The organism is Rahnella sp. GSA61A (assembly GCF_019969905.1).
In the GTDB taxonomy this organism is placed as follows: Bacteria; Pseudomonadota; Gammaproteobacteria; order Enterobacterales; family Enterobacteriaceae; genus Rahnella; species Rahnella aceris.
The window spans coordinates 311,166-330,936 of record NZ_JAHXYO010000003.1; the positions used below are offsets into that span (position 1 = coordinate 311,166).

Annotated in this window: 22 protein-coding genes and 1 other annotated feature; of the genes, 14 read left to right on the forward strand and 8 right to left on the reverse strand. The window is 51.3% G+C overall.

The annotated features are described in order from the left end of the window. Positions 1-302 precede the first annotated feature (302 nt). Positions 303-758 carry a hypothetical protein gene (locus LC431_RS05760; protein WP_223509458.1) on the reverse strand — a complete coding sequence of 152 codons (456 nt, stop codon included), beginning with the start codon at positions 756-758 and terminating at the stop codon, positions 303-305. 404 nt (positions 759-1,162) lie between these two features. Between LC431_RS05760 and LC431_RS05765 the strand changes: the two genes are divergently transcribed. The 11 genes from LC431_RS05765 to LC431_RS05815 all read left to right on the forward strand — a co-directional run bounded on the left by LC431_RS05765 (position 1,163) and on the right by LC431_RS05815 (position 7,433). Further along, positions 1,163-2,080, forward strand: coding sequence for a recombination-associated protein RdgC (locus LC431_RS05765; protein WP_223509460.1), 918 nt, complete (start codon positions 1,163-1,165; stop codon positions 2,078-2,080). 107 nt (positions 2,081-2,187) lie between these two features. Next, complete coding sequence (locus LC431_RS05770; protein WP_223509461.1) at positions 2,188-2,706, forward strand: HD family hydrolase; 519 nt, start codon at positions 2,188-2,190, stop codon at positions 2,704-2,706. Between the two features lie 14 nt (positions 2,707-2,720). After that, entirely contained in the window at positions 2,721-3,176 is a 456-nt protein-coding gene (locus LC431_RS05775; protein ID WP_223509463.1) for a hypothetical protein, read from the forward strand. Next, on the forward strand, positions 3,176-3,757 hold the full coding sequence (locus tag LC431_RS05780; RefSeq protein ID WP_223509464.1) for a hypothetical protein: 582 nt from the start codon (positions 3,176-3,178) through the stop codon (positions 3,755-3,757). Before LC431_RS05775 ends, LC431_RS05780 begins: the two co-directional genes overlap by 1 nt. Then, positions 3,754-4,239, forward strand: a complete 486-nt coding sequence (locus LC431_RS05785) for a hypothetical protein (protein WP_223509465.1) — start codon at positions 3,754-3,756, stop codon at positions 4,237-4,239. Before LC431_RS05780 ends, LC431_RS05785 begins: the two co-directional genes overlap by 4 nt. Next, positions 4,236-4,724 (forward strand): class I SAM-dependent methyltransferase, encoded by a 489-nt coding sequence (locus tag LC431_RS05790; protein WP_223509466.1) that lies wholly within the window; start codon positions 4,236-4,238, stop codon positions 4,722-4,724. The genes LC431_RS05785 and LC431_RS05790 overlap by 4 nt, the downstream gene beginning before the upstream one ends. Next, positions 4,721-4,996 carry an antitoxin gene (locus tag LC431_RS05795; RefSeq protein ID WP_223509467.1) on the forward strand — a complete coding sequence of 92 codons (276 nt, stop codon included), beginning with the start codon at positions 4,721-4,723 and terminating at the stop codon, positions 4,994-4,996. The genes LC431_RS05790 and LC431_RS05795 overlap by 4 nt, the downstream gene beginning before the upstream one ends. Beyond that, complete coding sequence (locus LC431_RS05800) at positions 4,993-5,649, forward strand: hypothetical protein (protein WP_223509468.1); 657 nt, start codon at positions 4,993-4,995, stop codon at positions 5,647-5,649. The genes LC431_RS05795 and LC431_RS05800 overlap by 4 nt, the downstream gene beginning before the upstream one ends. Then, complete coding sequence (locus LC431_RS05805; protein ID WP_223509469.1) at positions 5,649-5,978, forward strand: hypothetical protein; 330 nt, start codon at positions 5,649-5,651, stop codon at positions 5,976-5,978. The genes LC431_RS05800 and LC431_RS05805 overlap by 1 nt, the downstream gene beginning before the upstream one ends. Positions 5,979-6,049: 71 nt before the next feature. Beyond that, entirely contained in the window at positions 6,050-6,307 is a 258-nt protein-coding gene (locus LC431_RS05810; RefSeq protein WP_015689711.1) for an excisionase, read from the forward strand. Further along, a complete protein-coding gene (locus LC431_RS05815; protein WP_223509470.1) occupies positions 6,288-7,433 on the forward strand; it encodes a phage integrase Arm DNA-binding domain-containing protein in 1,146 nt (381 codons plus the stop codon). Before LC431_RS05810 ends, LC431_RS05815 begins: the two co-directional genes overlap by 20 nt. A gap of 598 nt (positions 7,434-8,031) precedes the next feature. Here the strand turns inward: LC431_RS05815 and cheW are convergent. From cheW to LC431_RS05850, 7 genes are all read right to left on the reverse strand, one after another. Continuing rightward, a complete protein-coding gene (gene cheW / locus LC431_RS05820) occupies positions 8,032-8,529 on the reverse strand; it encodes a chemotaxis protein CheW (RefSeq protein WP_013575095.1) in 498 nt (165 codons plus the stop codon). Between the two features lie 82 nt (positions 8,530-8,611). Further along, on the reverse strand, positions 8,612-10,648 hold the full coding sequence (cheA, locus tag LC431_RS05825) for a chemotaxis protein CheA (RefSeq protein WP_153375938.1): 2,037 nt from the start codon (positions 10,646-10,648) through the stop codon (positions 8,612-8,614). A gap of 36 nt (positions 10,649-10,684) precedes the next feature. Then, positions 10,685-11,788 (reverse strand): flagellar motor protein MotB, encoded by a 1,104-nt coding sequence (motB, locus tag LC431_RS05830; protein ID WP_013575093.1) that lies wholly within the window; start codon positions 11,786-11,788, stop codon positions 10,685-10,687. Further along, complete coding sequence (motA, locus tag LC431_RS05835; protein WP_013575092.1) at positions 11,785-12,675, reverse strand: flagellar motor stator protein MotA; 891 nt, start codon at positions 12,673-12,675, stop codon at positions 11,785-11,787. Before motA ends, motB begins: the two co-directional genes overlap by 4 nt. 176 nt (positions 12,676-12,851) lie before the next feature. Continuing rightward, complete coding sequence (flhC, locus tag LC431_RS05840) at positions 12,852-13,460, reverse strand: flagellar transcriptional regulator FlhC (RefSeq protein ID WP_013575091.1); 609 nt, start codon at positions 13,458-13,460, stop codon at positions 12,852-12,854. A 2-nt stretch (positions 13,461-13,462) separates the two neighbouring features. Then, positions 13,463-13,807 carry a flagellar transcriptional regulator FlhD gene (gene flhD, locus LC431_RS05845; RefSeq protein WP_013575090.1) on the reverse strand — a complete coding sequence of 115 codons (345 nt, stop codon included), beginning with the start codon at positions 13,805-13,807 and terminating at the stop codon, positions 13,463-13,465. Positions 13,808-15,069: 1,262 nt separating this feature from the next. Then, positions 15,070-15,894, reverse strand: coding sequence for an SDR family oxidoreductase (locus LC431_RS05850; protein WP_112198259.1), 825 nt, complete (start codon positions 15,892-15,894; stop codon positions 15,070-15,072). Between the two features lie 329 nt (positions 15,895-16,223). Beyond that, positions 16,224-16,345 (forward strand) — a sequence feature (His leader region). A 74-nt stretch (positions 16,346-16,419) separates the two neighbouring features. On the opposite strand from LC431_RS05850, the gene hisG reads away from it, so the two are divergent. From hisG to hisC, 3 genes are read left to right on the forward strand one after another with little or no spacing between them, the layout of a single operon-like run. Then, entirely contained in the window at positions 16,420-17,319 is a 900-nt protein-coding gene (gene hisG, locus LC431_RS05855; RefSeq protein WP_013575087.1) for an ATP phosphoribosyltransferase, read from the forward strand. A 3-nt stretch (positions 17,320-17,322) separates the two neighbouring features. Further along, positions 17,323-18,636 (forward strand): histidinol dehydrogenase, encoded by a 1,314-nt coding sequence (gene hisD, locus LC431_RS05860; RefSeq protein WP_013575086.1) that lies wholly within the window; start codon positions 17,323-17,325, stop codon positions 18,634-18,636. Next, positions 18,636-19,769, forward strand: coding sequence for a histidinol-phosphate transaminase (hisC, locus tag LC431_RS05865; RefSeq protein WP_121019428.1), 1,134 nt, complete (start codon positions 18,636-18,638; stop codon positions 19,767-19,769). The genes hisD and hisC overlap by 1 nt, the downstream gene beginning before the upstream one ends. Positions 19,770-19,771 lie beyond the last annotated feature (2 nt).

A 19,771-nucleotide genomic window follows, 5' to 3' on the forward strand; every position in this document is an offset into this window, starting at 1 on the left:
ACTGACCGCCTTTCATGGCGGTTTTTTTTCGCCCTTTTTATTGCGTAATATGCAATTTAATACTTGCGTGATTCGCAATTGTGTTTTATCTTTTCCTCATCGGCAGCACAACGGGAAGAACACCGCAGCTTAATGAGGTATCAGGATGGACAAGCAGGAACCGAAAATCATCTCTGGCGGCCTGAATAACGATGAGTTGTTTGCATGGCTCACTTACAAGGCTGAGCGCCTCACTGTTTTACGGGCTTTGGAAGATGAAAAAGCCTCTCTTGGGGAAAGGCTTGCAGAGTTGGACATGCAGATCAGTAAGGTTGGTCTTGAGAGTCAAATAGAAATTTTTCCGACAACATTAGATCCCATTCAGTTTCAAGGTAGTCAGGAAAGTTGACAGGGTGTTGTGACAGGGTGACCCGCTGAAGGTATTTACAAGCGTCCTCACCAAACGATTCGAAAGCTAATTCATCATGCAGTGCAAGAAGAGCGTCTTCGAGTTTCAGCTCTCTGATCAGTGACAAAGGCCATTGGTATTTTATTAACAGTTTATGGTGCAGGGCTTGCTTTCCGTTCAAGCCATTAAATCGGGTGCCATATTTTTTTCGGTGCTCGGCGAGAAGGAGGTCAAGCGCGCAGATTTGTGCAGCGCGATTATTAACACAAGCAACCTCGTTGCTATCGATAAAACCATTTGTTTTAACACCGCGAGTTTTAGCAATGTTTTCTTTGATTTGAACAAAGAGGTGAGCAAATCCGTTGATCATGTTTTTCCCTTCTTGGTTGTGTGAGAACTCCCAAGATACCACCGCCGCCTGAGGTGGAGAAGTGACCAGGCACACAACGGCAAGAACACTGGGGGTTGAGGGACTCACTTACCATCAACCCAATCTGACCACAGTCCCAGTGTTCTTCCCGTTGTGCAAAGCATCCTGGTGATGGTCGGGTTCCCTACCCGATTGCGGGTTCGACTCCCGCCGCTCAATCAGATCGACGTGGAACCTCGATAATTGCTGTGTGTAGCTGTATTTCGGCGGTGGCATGACTCTTCAACCATCCAACATCAGGGGGAGCGAAGATAATGTTCTGATCATGACCACCGCCAATTTTTTCACAACATTCATCATTTTTGTGCAGAAGAATGACCATCTCAAAACGTGTGGAGCAAACAATGAAATTAGCGACAATCAAAAATGCAATCGTCTATAAGGCCCACCTGCCCGATGCTGACCTGCTGGCCGGACACCTTAAAGAATTTCCGTTCTCCGAAATTGGTGAACTGGAAATGGCGCGCGTTGGCTTTATCCCGAACCTGATCACCGCCGAACTGGTAACTCCATTCCAGGGTGGGCTATCTCTTTCACTGCGCATCGATGAGAAAATCATTCCCGGCGCCGCGGTGAGGAAAGAGGTTCAGGATCGCGTGGCCACTATCGAGCTTGAAGTCGGCAAGAAATTAAAGCGCGCTGAAAAGCTGAATATCAAAGACATGGTGCTGGCGGACTTCTGCAAACAGGCATTCGTGAAAACCACCGTGCTGAACGCGTTTTACAACACTGAGCACCACCTGCTGATCGTTGCCACCGGCAGCAAACATTATGCTGGCGTGCTGGTAAGTTACCTGGTCAAAGCCGTTGGATCCGTGAAAACTGAAACCATCCATATAAGCGATATCAAACACGGCCTGACCACCAAGCTTAAAACATACCTGAATGGCGATGAACGTGCGTTCGACGGCTTCCACGTTGGCGATTTCACCCAACTGTCACGCAAAGTTGAACAGAAAGAAACTATCAAATATGCAGCTGACATTGACAGCATCCGGGAAGAACTGCGAGAGAATTTGGACAACAGTTATATCGTCGATTCCATCAACCTACGTTACGGCGATGTGAGTTTCCTGCTGACTGAAAATTTCCACTTCAAACGTATCGACCTGCGCGAACTGGCTGATAACGACGAAGACGATCTGCCGTACCGTTGGCGTCATGAAGTATCGGTGACAACACTGTTGCTGACCAGCGTCATTAATACCCTGTGTGTACTGCTGAGCTACAAGCCGCAGGAAAAAGAAATTAACCCTCAGTAATACAGCCGCCCAGAGCACCGGGCGTTATTTAAATCTGAGTAATGAAATTTAATTGCCATCACTGGCAAGGGATTCGCTCAACCTAAATATACGTGTGGAGTAATTTTATGACCTGGTTAACCACTTTCTCCGGCCAGCATCTGGATTTCTCAAATCCTAATCTGCTCGCCTTCAATATCGGCGACATTGCGCAGGGCCTCTCACATGAATGCCGCTTTGCCGGGCAGATTTCCGACTTCTACAGCGTGGCTCAGCACTCTGTTCTGTGCAGCATGATTGTTGAACCGCAATACCAGCGTGAAGCCCTATTGCATGACGCCACTGAAGCGTACATGAAGGACATCCCTGCCCCACTGAAACGCATGCTGCCGGACTATTCCCGCATCGAGCGCCAGATTGATAGCCTGATCCGCGAGAAGTACGAACTGCCGCGTGAGATGAGTGCAATCGTCAAAACCGCTGATCTGATCATGTTGGCCACCGAACGCCGGGATCTGGAAGTCGATGCAGATAACTACTGGCCGATTCTGGAAGGTATTCAACCGACCGACATTCTTATCACACCTCTCAACCCAGTACAGGCCAGGGCTTTGTTTATGCGCCGCTGGGAAGAGCTGATGTTCTGAACGGGGGAGCAGCCATGAAAGATAAAAAATATTGCTACCGCTACGTTGACGGAAACGATAGCAGCGGACGACCAATCGTAATGCTACGTGAGCGCGTCATTATCCGCGAAACCGCCAAAACTTTTTGGCATTGCTATGACTATCCGCACATGACTACCGAGCAGTTGAAACAGATGGAATCTCGGTCAAAAAATGGAATTAAACGCTGCCTGAAAGGCTCTGCTCGCTCAAGCTATCACCTGACCAAGGAAGAGGCTCTGCGCTCTTTCGTCTACCGGAAAATGTTCCAGTTAGAACGCATTGGGCTGACGATGGAAACAGTCAGTATGTGCCTGGAAGGTTTACGGAAAGGCGGTCATATTTCGCAAGGCTGGCGGCCTGAGACAGTTACCCCTCCAGAAGATCGCACTTTTGTAGCATCGGAAGAACTTGGCCCTGTTGCAGCGTCGTTTAGTTGGGGAGAATGGTAATGACTGAGACAAGCAAACTAAGTATCGCCAACGGAGCGAAGCTGACCCATGAAACTTTCGAAGAGTTCAGGCAGCGTCTTCATTATGACTGCCGTGGCGAGGGTGTTCGTGACCATGGCACAGCCAATGCGGTATTCACCGTTCAAGAAAAGCGGATGGTTACCGGTCTCGATGCAGAGTATGGCGAAAAGTTGGTGTATGACAACACTGGTGACTTCATGCACTGGTTCAGTCCTCAGGAATATTGGGATGATTTAGACGATGAGGAACGGGATGAGCTGGACAGACACGCCCGCAACTTTATGGATGATCCTAATTGCACATTCATCGCACTGAATGTTGACCAGAAGTGGGATGTTCTTGAAGACCTTCCGACGCTGGATGTCGGTTATTACACCTGGCAGTGGAAATATATAAACGGACATCTCACCCAAGCCGCTGCTGAGGCATTCATTAAACGCAAGCAGCACGATTATGGCGAATTACGCATTTTCGTTGAATCGTCTTATTGGGGTTGGGAATTGAATGAAATTCGTGACGCCATTCTCGATGGCCGCCTGGTACTGAAGGAGGTTGTATGACGAAGGCAACCCAACACCAGATCGGCCTGATGCAGCATGCACTGGGCATCAACGAAAGACACAGGGAGCCATACCGCAATTACTTTCTCGCCAGCAGCGGTCACAGCGACAATGCCGACCTGGAATCTCTGGTGTCTGCTGGCCTGATGACATCCCGCGCCGCGCCGTCTTTCTGCGCAGAAAATGATGTCGTTTATCACGTTACGGATGCTGGTCAAGAGATCGCAATTGCGGCGCTGCCAGAGCCAAAGAAACGCACCCGGTACCAAGAATATCTGGCTGCTGATTATGGCTACTCGTTTGCTGAGTGGCTGGGTATTGATGTGCCGAAAATTGAATATGGTTCGTGGTATCCGAACGACGGCAAATTCCGCATGGTTTCCCACCGCGCAGCCGGGGAATGGTGTGATACCCACAAAGCAGCCAAGGCCAGTTACAAACGGGCACTGAGCGCCAGCAAAGAACTTCGGGAGGCTGTATGACAGCAGCGACCAGCAAACCAATTCTGGATATGTGCTGCGGCTCCCGGATGTTCTGGCTCGATAAACAGGATGACCGCACCGTATTCAGCGACGTGCGCAGCGAAAATCACACGCTATGCGATGGGCGCCATCTGGTGATCAGCCCGGATGTCATCGCCGACTTCCGCCAGTTGCCATTCGCCGATAACAGTTTCGCGCAGGTTGTCTTCGACCCGCCGCACCTCGAGCGCGCCGGAGAAAAAGGCTGGATGCGGAAGAAGTACGGCGCGCTGGACAAAACAACATGGCGTGAAGACATCGCCGCAGGTTTTCGCGAAGCGTTCAGAGTGTTGCGGCCACACGGCACGCTCGTTTTCAAATGGAACGAAACGCAGATACCCGTTGCCCAGGTTATCGCGCTGACCGACCAGAAGCCAACAATCTGGCAGCGGACCGGCAAAGGCGATAAAACTCATTGGATCCTGTTTTTGAAGGTGGCTGTATGACTGAGGCAACCAAATACATCGTCATCCTGCGTAGTGCCTGGTGCAATGAAACTGGGCACGGCTTGAATTGCTCATCTGATTTGGAAGGGTTTGATAAGCGCGAGAAGGCCATCAAGCACGGCTTCAAAGTTCAGGGAAGCGATGATTTCAATATCGGAGTAGTCACTAACGGCAAGCTGGTTTCGCTCGATTGGATGGCTAAATCCATCAATGAAAGCGAAGAGACTCTGGCAGAGATAGCAGAGCAGATTGGGCTTGAGGAGGCTGTATGACTGATACAACAGATATCGCGGCGCTGATGCGTGATATGCGCGACCTGGCCGATCGGATTGTCGAATGCCAGGGTGAAAACTCTGATGGTGAAGAAATCATTCACTTATATGACCAATCAGATACCACGTTCAAGGCTCAAAATATTTTGCTGGTACTAAATGCATTCGAAGAACAGCGCCAGCTGGCTGATGCAAATGCACAGAAAATCAGAAAACTTGAATTCCAGTGGGAGCACCGAGCACCTACCCAATGGGCATATGACCAAGCTTGCACGGCGCTGCATGCACAACGTGAACGCGCAGAGAAAGCTGAGGCCAGCGTTGGCGTGCTTGAAGGTATTATTGCTCGTAAAGAACTTGATGCCCAGCGTGCTGCCGGTTCAGAGGAAGAGCTGCACAAGGCATTGCATCGCGAGAAAGCAGCGGATCGCAAATTACTGGCGGCGCAGGAAGAAATCGCAGCGCTGAAAGCCAAGCTGGCTAATCCCGTGGTGCTGCCAGCCGGTTACTCAGCCCGGGCCGGGCATCCATTCCACGAAGGTGAGCGAAACGTCATGATCCCAAATAAACACGGTGACTGGCTTTCCCGTTTCGATGTTGAACATGCGATTCACGTTGCTGGTTTCTCTTCTACGGTTAAAGGCGGTGAGTGATGTATAGCAAAGATGAAATTGACGATGCGTTAGATTTTGACCTGTTTCAGGGCGATTTCGGCGATCAGGATGATGTGGAACTATCAAACAAAATCGTCACAGGACGCAAAAAATACACCTGTTTTGTCTGCTATGGAGATATACAGCCTGGCGAAATTCATCGCAGCATGGTGTCAAAGTTCGACGGTGAGCTGATGACATATCGCTGTTGTAATACCTGCTGCAAAGCGATGGTCGATAGCATCAATGGTGATTACCTCGAAACAGAGGAAGGTAAAGACCCCATTGATGCACGCTATGCATTGGGTTTTAGCCTCCGCCATCGATAAGGCAATCGAAAAACTTTCAAATCTGTAAGCCGGTGTGCAGCCGGCTATAACTAAACGTGTGGAGTAATAGTATGGGCCAATTAGTTTCTTTAGCGGAATGGGCAGCAGGACCAAATGGCTTCAAAGAACCTCCCTGTAAAGCCACCCTTCACCGTATTGCGAAAACTCGGCAAACATATCCCCCAGCCGTTAAGCAAGGTCGCCGATGGGTTGTTGATGAGGAAGCCAGGTTTGTTGGTATGGTTGAACGGGTCGAAATATCGAACCATCTCCCAGCCAGCGCCCGCACTTTAGTGGAGAAAGCACTTAATGGCAGCAAGACCCCGTAAATACAACATTTCAACACCGAACTTGTATTGCAAATTGGATAAGCGAAACAACAAAACGTACTGGCAATATCGTCACCCCATTACGGGGGAGTTTATTGGTTTTGGTACGGATTCAGATGCCGCGCATGCAGCGGCACTTGAAATGAATCGCATTACTGCTGAGCAATTAACTTCTCAATCTTTCGCCCTGATAGATATTGCAAAACAAAAAGCCGAACCAAATGCTCAGAACATGCGCTTAAAGCAATGGGTGAAAGAATATAAAGCCATCCTTGACCGGCGTGTGCAGCGAAAAGAGCTGGCAGCATCTACTGCCAGGGGGCGCAAAGCATGTGCTGAACTTCTCTCAGCTCGTTCTCAAAACATATTGCTCAAAGAGTTCGGCGCACGTGAGATGGCTGCATTGATAAACGAATATGTCGATGCAAATAAAACAAGAATGGCACAGGTCATGCGAGCTGCATGGATCGATATGTTTAAGGAAGCACAGTTTGCTGGTGAGGTTCCGCCTGGCTTTAATCCGGCACTGGCCACACGTAAACCACTGGATGAAGTCTCCAGACAGCGACTCACGCTCGAGAACTGGTGGGCGATCTATCACGAAGCAGAACGTAGGTCACCGTACATCTGCAATGCAATGCTGCTCGCTGTTGTTACCGGCCAGCGGCGTGGCGACATAGTAAAAATGAAATTCTCTGATATCTGGGATGACATGCTTCATGTAGTCCAGGGAAAAGGTAAAGGAAAAATCCGGATAGCGATCCCCCTCTCGTTGCGATGTGACGCCATCAACATGAGTGTTCGTGATGTGATCAACAAATGTCGCGACCGTGTGCTGAGTAAACATCTTGTCCATAACTCAACTGTCATCGGCGGTTCGGCGCTGGGTTCACCAGTGGCTGAAGGGTCATTAACTCAACGATTCGCGGAAGCCCGGGATTGCGCAAAAATTAAAATTGAAAAGGGTAAAACCCCGCCGACATTTCACGAACAACGTTCCCTTTCCGAGCGCTTGTATAAAGCACAGGGGATCAACACTCAGGAATTGCTGGGACACAGTTCAGCGAAGATGACTGAGCTCTATCATGACGAGCGCAAAGAAAAGTGGGTCGTCATCGCTGTTTAATTATCAATCGGTTTTGGGGAAGAGTTTTGGAGGGTTTTTGGAGATGGAATTTATTTAAATAAAAAACAGTGAGTTATTGCATTCGTGTGCTGCCTGTGCGGCAGTGAACTGTTGGGTTTTCAGGTTTACGCTTTGAACGGCAAGAGATTATCCCTGTTTTAGCAGAAATACCCTCTTTTTTGTGTGTTCACGTGCACTTATTAAATCAATGAGTTAGGAGCAGTGCAAAAAAGAGGGTCAGTTCAGAGATGCCATTAATACCCTTTCCCGGCCTTCCCCTTCGCCGGGGAACGAGCAAGAAAAAACTTCTGCCCTTATTTTTAACAGGAAGAATCAGAACGAGGGTTTTATTCGATCGAGACTGGCGTGATCAAAAATCTTGCTGAACGGAGCGGCCTGAAGAGCGGGGGCTTCAGGACCGGGAGAAGGCATCGCGGAGCGACAAGATTTTGCGCCACACGCTGCGGTGACAGAACATGTCCGTCGTGCCTGCGACAGCGCGCAGTGAAAAGAGCGTGGAGTCCAGAGGCCCGCGCGATTGCGGGTCTCTGGGCCAGTGTGGGCGGCGAGCCCACGACCTTGACCTTAAAAACGAAAATCAAATTTTCGTCACACTATCAACGAGTGCCATTTCTTCACTGCTCAGCAGCTTCTCAATATCCACCAGGATCAACATACGGTCACCCAGCGAACCCAACCCCGTCAGATACTCCGTCGACATGGTCACGGCGAATTCCGGTGCCGGGCGGATCTGATCCTGGCTCAGCGACAGCACGTCTGATACGCCGTCAACCACGATCCCGACAACGCGGTTTTCGAAGTTAAGTACAATCACCACCGTGTTTTCGTTGTAAATCACATCTTCCTGAGCGAATTTCACCCTCAGGTCGAGGATCGGCACGATGACGCCGCGCAGGTTGGTGACACCTTTAATAAAGGCCGGGGTGTTAGCAATACGGGTTACCTGATCGTATCCACGGATTTCCTGCACTTTGAGGATATCGATGCCGTATTCTTCATCGCCTAAAGTAAAGATCAGAAATTCCTGACCTACTGTTTCGCCCGCAATTTTCGCCACGGTTGCAAGTCCTGCCATGTTGTTCACCTTTGCTTTTATCTTTAAATCGGCCTGAGTTTTTCACACCCGGCAACCTTGCGGTCACCGGCAGCTTTGCTTGTTATGCGGCGGTGGAGCCTGTTGCTAATTTATCGCGGTTCAGTGACTGCAATGCAGACACGTCCACGATCAGCGCCACACTGCCGTCGCCCAAAATAGTGGCGGCGGAAATGCCCGGTACTTTGCGATAGTTGCTTTCCAGGTTTTTCACCACAACCTGATGCTGACCAATCAACTGATCAACCAGCAACGCGTAGCGACGCCCTGCACTCTGCAAAATCACCACAATGCCCTGCGTGGCTTCGGTTTTGGCGTCTTCAACATCAAAGACGTTGTACAACTCAACCAGCGGCAGGTATTCACCGCGCACCTGCAGAACACGTTCGCCACCGGCCATCGGATGCAAATCCTCTGACAGCGGTTGCAGAGATTCCATCACCGCGTTCAGTGGCAGAATGAAGACTTCTTTACCGACTTTCACTGACATCCCGTCGAGGATCGCCAGCGTCAGTGGCAGCAGGATACGGATGGTGGTGCCTTTGCCCTGCTGGGAATGGATTTCAACGTGCCCACCCATTTCCTGAATGTTTCGTTTCACCACGTCCATGCCGACACCACGGCCTGAAACGTCAGTGACTTTTTCTGCAGTCGAGAAGCCTGCGGCAAAGATCAGCATGCCGACTTCTTCATCGCTCATGTTGTCATGGACGTTCATGCCCTGCGATGCGGCTTTCGCCAGAATACGTTCGCGGTTCAGACCGGCACCATCGTCGATCACTTCGATGCAGATATTGCCGCCCTGATGTTCTGCAGAAAGCGTCAGGTTACCGGTGGGTTCTTTACCATTGGCAATACGCACATCCGGCGTTTCCACACCGTGATCCAGACTGTTACGCACCAGGTGCGTTAACGGATCGATGATACGTTCGATCAGGCTCTTATCCAGTTCGGTCGAGCTGCCGAGTAGTGTCAGTTCGATTTGCTTATTCAGTTTGCTGGCCAGATCTCGCACCAGACGCGGGAAGCGGCTGAACACGAATTCCATCGGCATCATACGAATCGACATCACCGATTCCTGCAAATCACGGGCATTACGTTCGAGCTGGCCCATGCTGTTGAGCAGGTCACTGTGGACAACCGGATCCAGCAGATCGGAACGCTGCGCCAGCATGGACTGGGTGATCACCAGTTCGCCCACGAGGTTGATCAACTGGTCAACCTTTTCAACAGCAACACGGATGCTGGTGGATTCAGGGGCTTTAGGTGCACGGGCTTTCGCCGGTTCGCTGTTCGGCACTGCCGTCAGTACCGGAGCCTGACGGGCGACGACCGCCGGTGCTGCGGCCACTTCCGCCACAACAGGCGCGGATGCGGCAACCGCAACGGCCTCAGAAGCAACCGCTGCCGGGGCGTGAGTGAAGCTGATTTGTTCCGGCTCCAGCACAAAACACAGCACGGCAATAATGTCGTCTTCGCTAACGGTGGTGACCAGGGTGGCTTCCACGCTGTCATCAGTCTGAACCGGATCTTTTATCTCGCCGAGATTGCCGAGTTCCTCCAGCATCACAGGAATTTCCTGTGTTTTCAGGCCGGAGAGACGAACGCGCAAATCGCCCTTACCGGCAGCGGGTGCAACCGGCGCTGTCGCGACAGATTGTGCCGCTGTCTGGTCTTCAACCACGTGAAGATCAGGCACAGGTTCACGCGCCTGTTGCGCTTCGAGGGCCAGTTGTCTCAGGGCCGCACAGATATATTCAAAGCTTTCTGCGTCAGGATCCCGGGAAGATTTATAGGCGTCGAGTTGCTCCTGCATAATGTCTTTTGTTTCCAGAAACAGGTTGATGATGTCGGTGCTCAGGCTCATTTCAGCGCGACGAGCACCGTCGAGCAGGTTTTCCAGTAAGTGAGTCGTTTCCTGTAAAACCGTAAATCCAAACGTGGCTGCACCGCCTTTGATTGAGTGCGCTGCGCGGAAAATCGCATTCAGTTGCTCAATGTCAGGCGCCTGCGGATCAAGTAACAACAGATGTTGTTCCATGTCCGCCAGCAACTCGTCTGCTTCATCAAAAAATGTCTGATAAAAATCAGTAATATCCATGCTCACGTGATCACCTCTGCTGTGAATCGCGGCTTGTTAATGTGTCGCAGGTGCCGTGCCCGCCGCGGCAGCCGGAGCTGCCGTCGCAGGTTGAGCGCCTGCCGAGGGTGTCACTGGCGTCTGCGTCTCAATCCCGGGTATTGATGGTGCTTTCTCTGGTGTGGCCGGTGCCGGGTTTGCCTGTGGCGCTAACGCCGGAGCTGCCGGAGCCGAACTCATTTTTGGTGCTAATGCCGGCACTTTTTGTGTGCCTTGTACTTGTCTTTGCAGCTCGCCAGCGTCACTGATCGTGATCGCCTCGCCCTCGCTGTTTTCCCGTTCAATCGCTTCTTCCGCGTGTTTGTTCAGGACCAAAATACTGATACGACGGTTGATGGCGTCACCTGCCGGATGGTTTTTCAGTTGCATGGAAGACCCCATGCCCATCACCCGCAGGACTTTCCCTTCGCTGAGGCCGCCGCTCATCATCTCGCGACGTGAAGCATTCGCGCGCTCAGTCGACAGTTCCCAGTTGCTGTAGCCACGTTCACCTGTGGCATACGGCATGTCATCGGTATGCCCCGCCAGGCTGATCTTGTTTGGAAAACCATCCAGTACCGGGGCAATCGCCCTGAGGATATCGCGCATGTACGGCTCAACAATCGCGCTGCCAAGCTGGAACATCGGGCGGTTTTTGCTATCGATAATCTGAATGCGCAAACCCTGCTCGGTCAGGTTAATCATCAGGTGTGGACGTAAATCTTTCAGCCGCGGATCCGACGCCAGCATGTCTTCCAGCTTTTGCTGCAACCGCTGTAAATCGTCCGACTCACGCTTACTCGCCCCCTGCGACTGCTCCATTTTATGGACTTCCCCGTCCTGTACGGTCGGGTCTTCGCCACCGCCCGGGATCGGGCTGGTAGCATCGCTGCTGCGCGGCCCGCCTGTGATCGCCACCGCAAGGGGGGTACGGAAGTATTCGGCAATTTGCACCAGTTCTTTAGGGCTGGAGATCGAAATCAGCCACATCACCAGAAAGAAAGCCATCATCGCTGTCATAAAGTCAGCGTAAGCAATTTTCCACGAACCGCCGTGATGCCCTCCGCCGTGCTTATTCTTTTTCTTGCGTACAACAACGATTGGATGGCTCTGATGCTTCATACTTTTTCTTCTTCAGTTTGTTTCTGACCCGGCGACTTGACCTGGCGAACGTGTTCCTCCAGTTCAATAAACGAAGGTCGCTCCGAGGTGTACAACGTTTTACGGCCAAACTCGACGGCAATTTGTGGCGCATAACCGTTAATGCTCGACAGCAATGTCACCTTGATGCACTGCATCATTTTGGCGTTTTCAGCACTCTTCTGGCGTAACACGCTGGCCAGGGGAGAAATAAAACCGTACGCCAGCAGGATACCGAGGAAGGTCCCGACCATCGCGTGGGCAATCAGTGCCCCGAGTTCTGCGGCAGGTCGGTCAGCAGCGGCCAGGGTATGTACGATCCCCATTACCGCAGCGACGATACCGAATGCCGGGAGTGAGTCACCCACCAGCGCCAGGCTGTTCGCCGGCACTTCACTCTCGTGCTCGTAAGTTTCGATTTCCTCGTCCATCAGCGCTTCAATTTCAAAGGCATTCATGTTGCCGCTGACCATGAGGCGCAGATAGTCAGTCAGATATTCGACTAACTGTTTATCGGCAAGGATGCGCGGATAATTAGCAAAAATGTCGCTTTCGGCCGGATTGTCGATGTCATTTTCCAGCGACAGCATCCCCTGTTGGCGTGATTTGGCTAATACCCGGTAAAGCAGCGCCATCAGATCCATATACAACGCTTTATTGTATTTTGATGCGCGGAACAACTGCGGCAGCGCGCGCATGGTGGATTTGATCGCTTTGCCGTTGTTACCGACGAAGAAGGCACCGATGCCGGCACCGCCAATAATGAGCAATTCTGCGGGTTGGTATAACGCGCCCAGCTCACCGCCGACGAGCATGAAACCGCCGAACACAGAGCCCAACACCACGATGTAACCTATTATCACTAGCACGATGAATCCTTAATTCGATGTGGTTTTAGGGCGAGGTTAAGCGCGCGCCATGTGCCTGACCGATTTGTGCCGTAGAAACGTGCATAAAAAGTGTCAGAGAATGGCTGAGATGTTAGGGGGGAATTGATGAGCGGTGGTAGCCACCGCTCAGAACGACTTACTGCTACCCAACTATCTCAAACTGCGTGCTTGACCTGTTCGTCCAGCTCTTGAGATGTTATATCGGCAACCTGCGGGGAAAGTTTACGTTTTTTTACTGCTCGGGACGGGGGCTGGCAAAGACTGCAAACAAACCCGTGGCGGGGTTGGTGTGCATGGGTAATAAATGAGCCATCACAGCAGTTACACGCTGAAAGCTGCAACATGCCGCTGTCGACAAAACGTACTAACGTCCAGGCACGGGTCAGCGCAAGGATCGGCGCTTCCCCCGGCTGCTCAGGACACTGTTCCAGATATAAACGATAAGCCTTGATCACCGCCTCCACGCCATTACAGTGGCCGCTCTTTAGCAGGAAAGAGTAAGCGTTGTAAAACATGGAGGAATGGATGTTCTGTTCCCAGGTCATGAACCAGTCAGTAGAGAACGGCAACATGCCTTTCGGGGGAGGACTTCCTCGCAACTCTTTGTACAATTTAATCAGTCGGCCACGACTTAATTGCGTTTCGCTTTCCAGCATCTGCAATCTGGCACCCAGCGTAATCAGTTCCATAGCCAGCTGAATGTCCCGTGCTTCCTGAACAATACTTTTTTCTGCTGGCTTGGTTGACGCATCTTTACCAGACATAGCTACGCCCTTTTCTTCATCGCGCCGCTTTCTTTCGCGGCCAGGCCTTTCAGCAGATGGCTGGACAACAAGATACCGGTATGGATTTGTTGTAAGTCATCCACCCGCGATTCCTGGGTCAAGCGTTCAATTGTCTTGCTGTCATCAAAGCGGAACTGACACAAAAGCTGGTTCGTTTCAGCTAACTTCACCATCTGAGGCAGCGTCAGCTGTCTCAGGGTATCTGCCATAACGTCATCGATCCCCAGGCGAAACATCGCTGAGGCCTTTTCGTCGTTAATCAAACGCTGTGCCAACAGTAAATATGACAGGTTGATATCATATATGTGCTTAAGCAATTCGGACATTCTGTTCTACCCCATTACCGATGCCGTTTTTTTAAGACGGCGGATTGATAGACATATTCCATGCAGCAAGAGTTTTACCCGGCGTGACAGGAGTATTTTTTACTATCAAAACAATTGGATCATTGGCTGATTAATAAATCTCACGATGATTATTAGATTTATCACGCGGTATTTACTTCACCGCCAATACAAAGTTGTTCCTGATGTAAACTAAATTAATTGTGACAATTGCACTGCTAAGTAATCGAAAAACACTTTAGTTTTGGTGTACTGGCAGAGTCCGTTGCTGTGATGGCGCCTCATTCAGTGAAACGCTTTTACATACATTATTAGGAATAATCTTACTACGCTGCAACTCTAACCCCGTTTCCTTTATACATACAATCTTACCGTTGACGAATTTTGAATAAAGTGTGATAGAGATCACACTTTATAACTTTATTTTGCTTCTGAAAGTGCAATTTATCGTAAAAATCTGCGCATTTTTAAGCCAAAAGTAAAAAAGCGTCTAAAAAGCTCTCTTCAGACAGCCTTTTTTAGCCTTTTTTAGATCAATTTGTACAAAGGCCAGCCAAAGCCAAATGAACAGCACAGATAATAATTAATAACTTCTCATGCAGCTATTTATGCTGGAAATTTCAAATAGCATGATCATTGTGCTAAATACACCCAACCCAGTCAGCACAAGGGTTTTCGGGGAGTTGTCCTAATGGTTTGTGAGGAAATTAAGCGCGAATTGTTCTTAAACCGTGAGCAAGCACGCGGTTTAAGAAATAAAAAGACAATTATTGTAATAATTTATGATCGGACACGCGGAAACATCCAGCAACAAGGCCGGATTGATAAGAAGAAGTGATGGAATGGCATAGTGGTGCCGAACTTAACCTATCGGCAACTGTTCAGGAAAACTTTAATCATTGTGCTTAAAAAAGTGATTTATACCGCGCAATAGCAAATTAAAAACGCGCGACTAGGAATTTTATTACCAAACCAGCATCTGTCGCCAGTTTCACCTGCAGATTGGCGATTAAAACGCATTTTTAACTACGCTGTCAGAAGAATATTAGACAGCAAGCTTAAAAAATGTACCGCCATTAAACCGGCTAATTAAACGGAAGGATAAAATAGGCGTTGCAGGATAAATGAATAGTTTCCTGCACATGAGAAAGGGGTTTTCCGAACGTTAATGCAGCAGACACTTAACAACCTGCCGAAATTTCCGGCAGGTCATAACGTGAAATTATCTACACCGCGTTTGGTGATTAAAAAGGCATGGTTCGCGGATCAGGATGCTGATATTCAAAGCCAAGTTCTTTGCAGATTCGCTCACCATCGACGATTTTGCCCTTCTGTGCTGAAGCTTGTTCAGCAAAAGTCGGCGGCTCCAGCCCCATCTGTCTGGCCAGCGCCGGATAAAACTCCGCTTTGGCAGGATGAGCAGGTGCGCACAGGTTATATGTATGGCCGCCTTTCGGCAGACTGAGTAACAACGCAATCGCGGCAATCACATCATCCTGATGCACCAGGTTGACACCATGCTGACCGCCTTTCACCTGCGTCTTTCCGGCCATAAAACGTCCCGGATGGCGATCGCCGCCGACCAGACCGGCCAGACGCAGTACATCGACAGACGTATTGGGTAAACCATGGAGCCAGTTTTCGAGTTCTTTGAGCACCTTTCCGCTGGTCGTGACCGGTTCAAGCGGCGACCCCTCACGCACCACACCCTCTCCTTCACCGTAAACAGATGTCGAGCTGGTGAAAATAATGCGTTTGACGTTATGCGCCAGCGCGCTGTCGGTTAACAGCTGTACCGCCTGGAAGTACAGTTCGCTGCCGTCCACCGTCCGGCGCGCAGGCAGGGTAATAATCAGCGCATCGACATTCAGCAACTGATCGAGATCTTCCGCCACACATTCCATCTGCGGCGTAAACACCAGCGGGAAACACTCGATCCCCACGGCTCTGGCGGCATCTACCCCATCCGGCGTGGTTTTACTGCCGACCACCTGATAACCTTTTGAAGCCAGCGCCATCGCCAGTGGCATTCCCAGCCAGCCCAGTCCGATAATCGAAACCTTCTTCATACTTCGCTCCGTTGTTTCATTGGCATGTGGCATCACATCACCCACTGCTGATACTGCTTCCTTTATACTAGCAAATGTCACCTTTTCCCGGTTCAGCCTGCGTAAGGTTTTCTCTGCCTCTGTTAACAGATCATTCATTTATTCGATGAAAACCCTGCTGCAGATAAGAAAAACTCATCATCGGAAAAAAAGGTTGCGCTGTTACCGCCCGATAGTTTAGTTTTATTGGCAGCGAATTTGATATGTGTGGCGAATGATTCAAATCTGAATCACGCGGCATATAAATGAACATACTGAGACACTGACATGACAAACGTTCTGATTAACCACCGTCATCACCATCACCCTGACTAGTCTTTCAGGCGATTGGTGCTGGGAGACTGTTTAGATCTTCCAGTGGCGCAGAACGCAGAGATAGCCCCCGGAAGATTTCTTCCGGGGGCTTTTTTTTTGGCCTGACGGATTGAAGTTAACGCCTTTAAACAAACGATTTTTACGATAAATAATTAAGAAACTGAGGTCATCATGCTGGATAAAACACGTTTACGGATAGCAATGCAAAAGTCAGGTCGCCTGAGCGATGAATCACGCGAACTGCTGGCCCGCTGCGGGATCAAAATCAACCTGCAGGAACAGCGTCTGATCGCCTTCGCAGAAAACATGCCGATCGACATTTTGCGCGTGCGTGATGACGATATCCCGGGGCTGGTGATGGACGGTGTGGTGGATCTGGGTATCATCGGTGAAAACGTGCTGGAAGAAGAGTTGCTGAGCCGCCGCGCCCAGGGCGAAGACCCGCGTTATTTCACCCTGCGTCGTCTGGATTTTGGCGGTTGCCGTCTGTCACTGGCGACGCCACTGGACACGGAGTATACCGGTCCGCAAAGCCTGCAAAACGCCCGCATCGCCACCTCGTATCCGCACCTGCTCAAGCAATATCTCGATAAAAAAGGCGTCGATTTCAAATCCTGCCTGCTGAACGGTTCTGTGGAAGTCGCCCCGCGCGCCGGTTTGTCGGATGCGATTTGTGACCTGGTCTCTACCGGCGCCACGCTCGAAGCCAACGGCCTGCGTGAAGTGGAAGTGATTTATCGCTCCAAAGCCTGTCTTATCCAGCGCGACGGCGAAATGCCACAAGAGAAACAACTGCTGATCGACAAAATGATGACCCGTATTCAGGGCGTTATTCAGGCACGCGAATCCAAGTACATTATGTTGCACGCGCCAAGTGAGCGTCTTGATGAGATCGTTGCCCTGCTGCCGGGCGCTGAGCGTCCGACCATTCTGCCGCTGGCAGGCGATCAGCAACGTGTGGCCATGCACATGGTCAGCAGCGAAACCCTGTTCTGGGAAACGATGGAGAAACTGAAAGCGCTCGGCGCCAGCTCCATTCTGGTTCTGCCAATCGAAAAAATGATGGAGTAAGCCATGAAGCCTGACGCGTTCACTACCCCGATTGACTGGCAGCAATGCGACGAACAACAGCGTCGCGAGCTGCTGACACGCCCGGCAATTTCGGCGTCTGACCGTATTACCGAATCTGTCAGTGAAATCCTGCGCCGCGTGCGCAGTGAAGGTGACAGTGCGCTGCGCGAGTTTTGCGCCCGCTTTGATAAAACTGAAGTCCGGGAATTGCGCGTCACTGCACAGCAAATCGGGGCAGCGGCCGCGCGTTTAGGTGAGGACGTTAAACAGGCGATGGCACATGCCGTGCGCAATATCGATACCTTTCATCAGGCACAAAAACTGGCTGTGGTGGATATCGAAACCCAGCCCGGCGTACGTTGCCAGCAACTTACCCGCCCTATTCAGTCCGTGGGCCTGTATATTCCAGGTGGTTCTGCGCCGCTGGTGTCCACCGTATTAATGTTAGCGACCCCGGCGCGTATTGCCGGATGCCAGAAAGTGGTGCTGTGTTCTCCGCCGCCGATTGCCGATGAAATTCTGTATGCCGCTCAACTGTGTGGCGTGGAAGAGGTGTATCAGCTTGGCGGTGCGCAGGCAATTGCCGCGCTGGCCTTTGGCACCGAAACCGTGCCGCGTGTGGCGAAAATCTTCGGGCCGGGCAATGCCTACGTCACCGAAGCCAAGCGTCAGGTTAGTCAGAGCCTGGACGGCGCGGCAATCGATATGCCAGCCGGGCCTTCAGAAGTGCTGGTGATTGCCGACAGTGGCGCGACACCTGACTTTGTCGCCTCTGATTTGCTTTCTCAGGCAGAACACGGCCCCGATTCTCAGGTGATTTTGCTGACGCCGGATTTGAAAATGGCGCAGGCGGTTGGTGAAGCCGTTGAACGCCAGTTGCAGACATTATCCCGCAGCGAGATTGCCCGTCAGGCACTGGCAAGCAGCCGTCTGATTGTGGCGAAAGACATCGCGCAGTGTATTGAAATCAGCAATGCGTACGGTCCGGAGCACCTGATCCTGCAAACCCGTGAGCCGGAGCAACTGGTCGACAGTATCACCAGCGCCGGTTCAGTATTTCTCGGTGACTGGTCACCGGAATCCGCAGGCGATTACGCTTCCGGCACCAACCACGTCTTGCCGACTTACGGTTACACGGCCACCTGTTCCAGCCTCGGTCTGGCAGATTTCCAGAAACGCATGACCGTTCAGCAGTTAACGCCTGAAGGTTTGCTCGGTCTGGCAAATACCATCGAAACCCTGGCACAGGCTGAACAACTGACCGCACACAAAAATGCCGTGACTTTGCGCGTTAACGCTTTAAAGGAGCAACGCTGATGAGCAATGAAAACACCCTCAGCGTTCAGGCGCTGGCACGTAAGAATGTGCAGGAACTGACCCCGTATCAGTCCGCACGTCGTCTCGGCGGCAACGGTGATGTGTGGCTTAACGCTAACGAATACGCCATCGCGCCACAGTTTGAACTGACGCAGCAGACCTTTAACCGTTATCCGGAATGTCAGCCTGCGCTGGTCATCAACCGTTACGCAGCTTATGCGGGTGTTGACCCGGAACAGGTGCTGGTCAGCCGTGGCGCAGACGAAGGCATTGAACTGTTGATCCGCGCATTCTGTGAACCGGGCAAAGACGCTATTCTTTATTGCCCGCCGACTTACGGCATGTACAGCGTCAGCGCCGAGACAATTGGCGTGGAAGGCCGCACCGTGGCCGCAAAAGCCGACTGGTCTTTGGATCTCCCGGCCATTGAAGCCGCGCTGGATGGCGTGAAACTGGTTTATGTGTGCAGCCCGAATAATCCGACCGGCAATATCATCGATCCGCAAGAGATACGTGCTGTGCTGGAAATGACCCGCGGACGCGCCATTGTAGCGGTCGATGAGGCCTATATTGAATTTTGCCCGCAGGCGACAGTGTCGGGTTGGTTGCAGGAATATCCGCACCTGGCGATTTTGCGCACGCTGTCCAAAGCGTTTGCCCTCGCCGGTTTGCGCTGCGGCTTCACGCTCGCCAACAGCGACCTGATTGGTTTATTAATGAAAGTGATCGCGCCTTATCCTTTATCTACGCCTGTAGCCGATATCGCTGCACAGGCGCTGAGCCCGGAAGGGCTGGCGATAATGCGTCAGCGGGTGACTGAAGTGACGGAAAACCGCGCGTGGTTGCGGGAAGAACTGGAAAAATGCGCCTGTGTTGAAGAGGTTTTTGCCAGCGACACTAACTACGTCCTCGTCCGCTTCTACGCTTCAAGTGCCGTCTTTAAAAACCTCTGGGATCAGGGCATTATCCTGCGTGACCAGAACAAGCAACCGGGACTTTCCGGCTGCCTGCGGATCACAATCGGTACCCGGGAAGAACTGCAACGGGTGATCACCGCCCTGCAGCCTTTACCTGGCGCTACCGCATCCACTCTTAATGATAATCAAAATAGCCCCCGCAAGGAGCACATGTGAGC

Excerpts from the sequence above, each read along its gene's own strand:
- LC431_RS05760 (WP_223509458.1), bottom strand. The coding sequence starts at position 758 with ATGATCAACGGATTTGCTCACCTCTTTGTTCAAATCAAAGAAAACATT.
- LC431_RS05765 (WP_223509460.1), top strand. The coding sequence starts at position 1,163 with ATGAAATTAGCGACAATCAAAAATGCAATCGTCTATAAGGCCCACCTG.
- LC431_RS05770 (WP_223509461.1), top strand. The coding sequence starts at position 2,188 with ATGACCTGGTTAACCACTTTCTCCGGCCAGCATCTGGATTTCTCAAAT.
- LC431_RS05775 (WP_223509463.1), top strand. The coding sequence starts at position 2,721 with ATGAAAGATAAAAAATATTGCTACCGCTACGTTGACGGAAACGATAGC.
- LC431_RS05780 (WP_223509464.1), top strand. The coding sequence starts at position 3,176 with ATGACTGAGACAAGCAAACTAAGTATCGCCAACGGAGCGAAGCTGACC.
- LC431_RS05785 (WP_223509465.1), top strand. The coding sequence starts at position 3,754 with ATGACGAAGGCAACCCAACACCAGATCGGCCTGATGCAGCATGCACTG.
- LC431_RS05790 (WP_223509466.1), top strand. The coding sequence starts at position 4,236 with ATGACAGCAGCGACCAGCAAACCAATTCTGGATATGTGCTGCGGCTCC.
- LC431_RS05795 (WP_223509467.1), top strand. The coding sequence starts at position 4,721 with ATGACTGAGGCAACCAAATACATCGTCATCCTGCGTAGTGCCTGGTGC.
- LC431_RS05800 (WP_223509468.1), top strand. The coding sequence starts at position 4,993 with ATGACTGATACAACAGATATCGCGGCGCTGATGCGTGATATGCGCGAC.
- LC431_RS05805 (WP_223509469.1), top strand. The coding sequence starts at position 5,649 with ATGTATAGCAAAGATGAAATTGACGATGCGTTAGATTTTGACCTGTTT.
- LC431_RS05810 (WP_015689711.1), top strand. The coding sequence starts at position 6,050 with ATGGGCCAATTAGTTTCTTTAGCGGAATGGGCAGCAGGACCAAATGGC.
- LC431_RS05815 (WP_223509470.1), top strand. The coding sequence starts at position 6,288 with ATGGCAGCAAGACCCCGTAAATACAACATTTCAACACCGAACTTGTAT.
- cheW (WP_013575095.1), bottom strand. The coding sequence starts at position 8,529 with ATGGCAGGACTTGCAACCGTGGCGAAAATTGCGGGCGAAACAGTAGGT.
- cheA (WP_153375938.1), bottom strand. The coding sequence starts at position 10,648 with ATGGATATTACTGATTTTTATCAGACATTTTTTGATGAAGCAGACGAG.
- motB (WP_013575093.1), bottom strand. The coding sequence starts at position 11,788 with ATGAAGCATCAGAGCCATCCAATCGTTGTTGTACGCAAGAAAAAGAAT.
- flhC (WP_013575091.1), bottom strand. The coding sequence starts at position 13,460 with ATGTCTGGTAAAGATGCGTCAACCAAGCCAGCAGAAAAAAGTATTGTT.
- flhD (WP_013575090.1), bottom strand. The coding sequence starts at position 13,807 with ATGTCCGAATTGCTTAAGCACATATATGATATCAACCTGTCATATTTA.
- LC431_RS05850 (WP_112198259.1), bottom strand. The coding sequence starts at position 15,894 with ATGAAGAAGGTTTCGATTATCGGACTGGGCTGGCTGGGAATGCCACTG.
- hisG (WP_013575087.1), top strand. The coding sequence starts at position 16,420 with ATGCTGGATAAAACACGTTTACGGATAGCAATGCAAAAGTCAGGTCGC.
- hisD (WP_013575086.1), top strand. The coding sequence starts at position 17,323 with ATGAAGCCTGACGCGTTCACTACCCCGATTGACTGGCAGCAATGCGAC.
- hisC (WP_121019428.1), top strand. The coding sequence starts at position 18,636 with ATGAGCAATGAAAACACCCTCAGCGTTCAGGCGCTGGCACGTAAGAAT.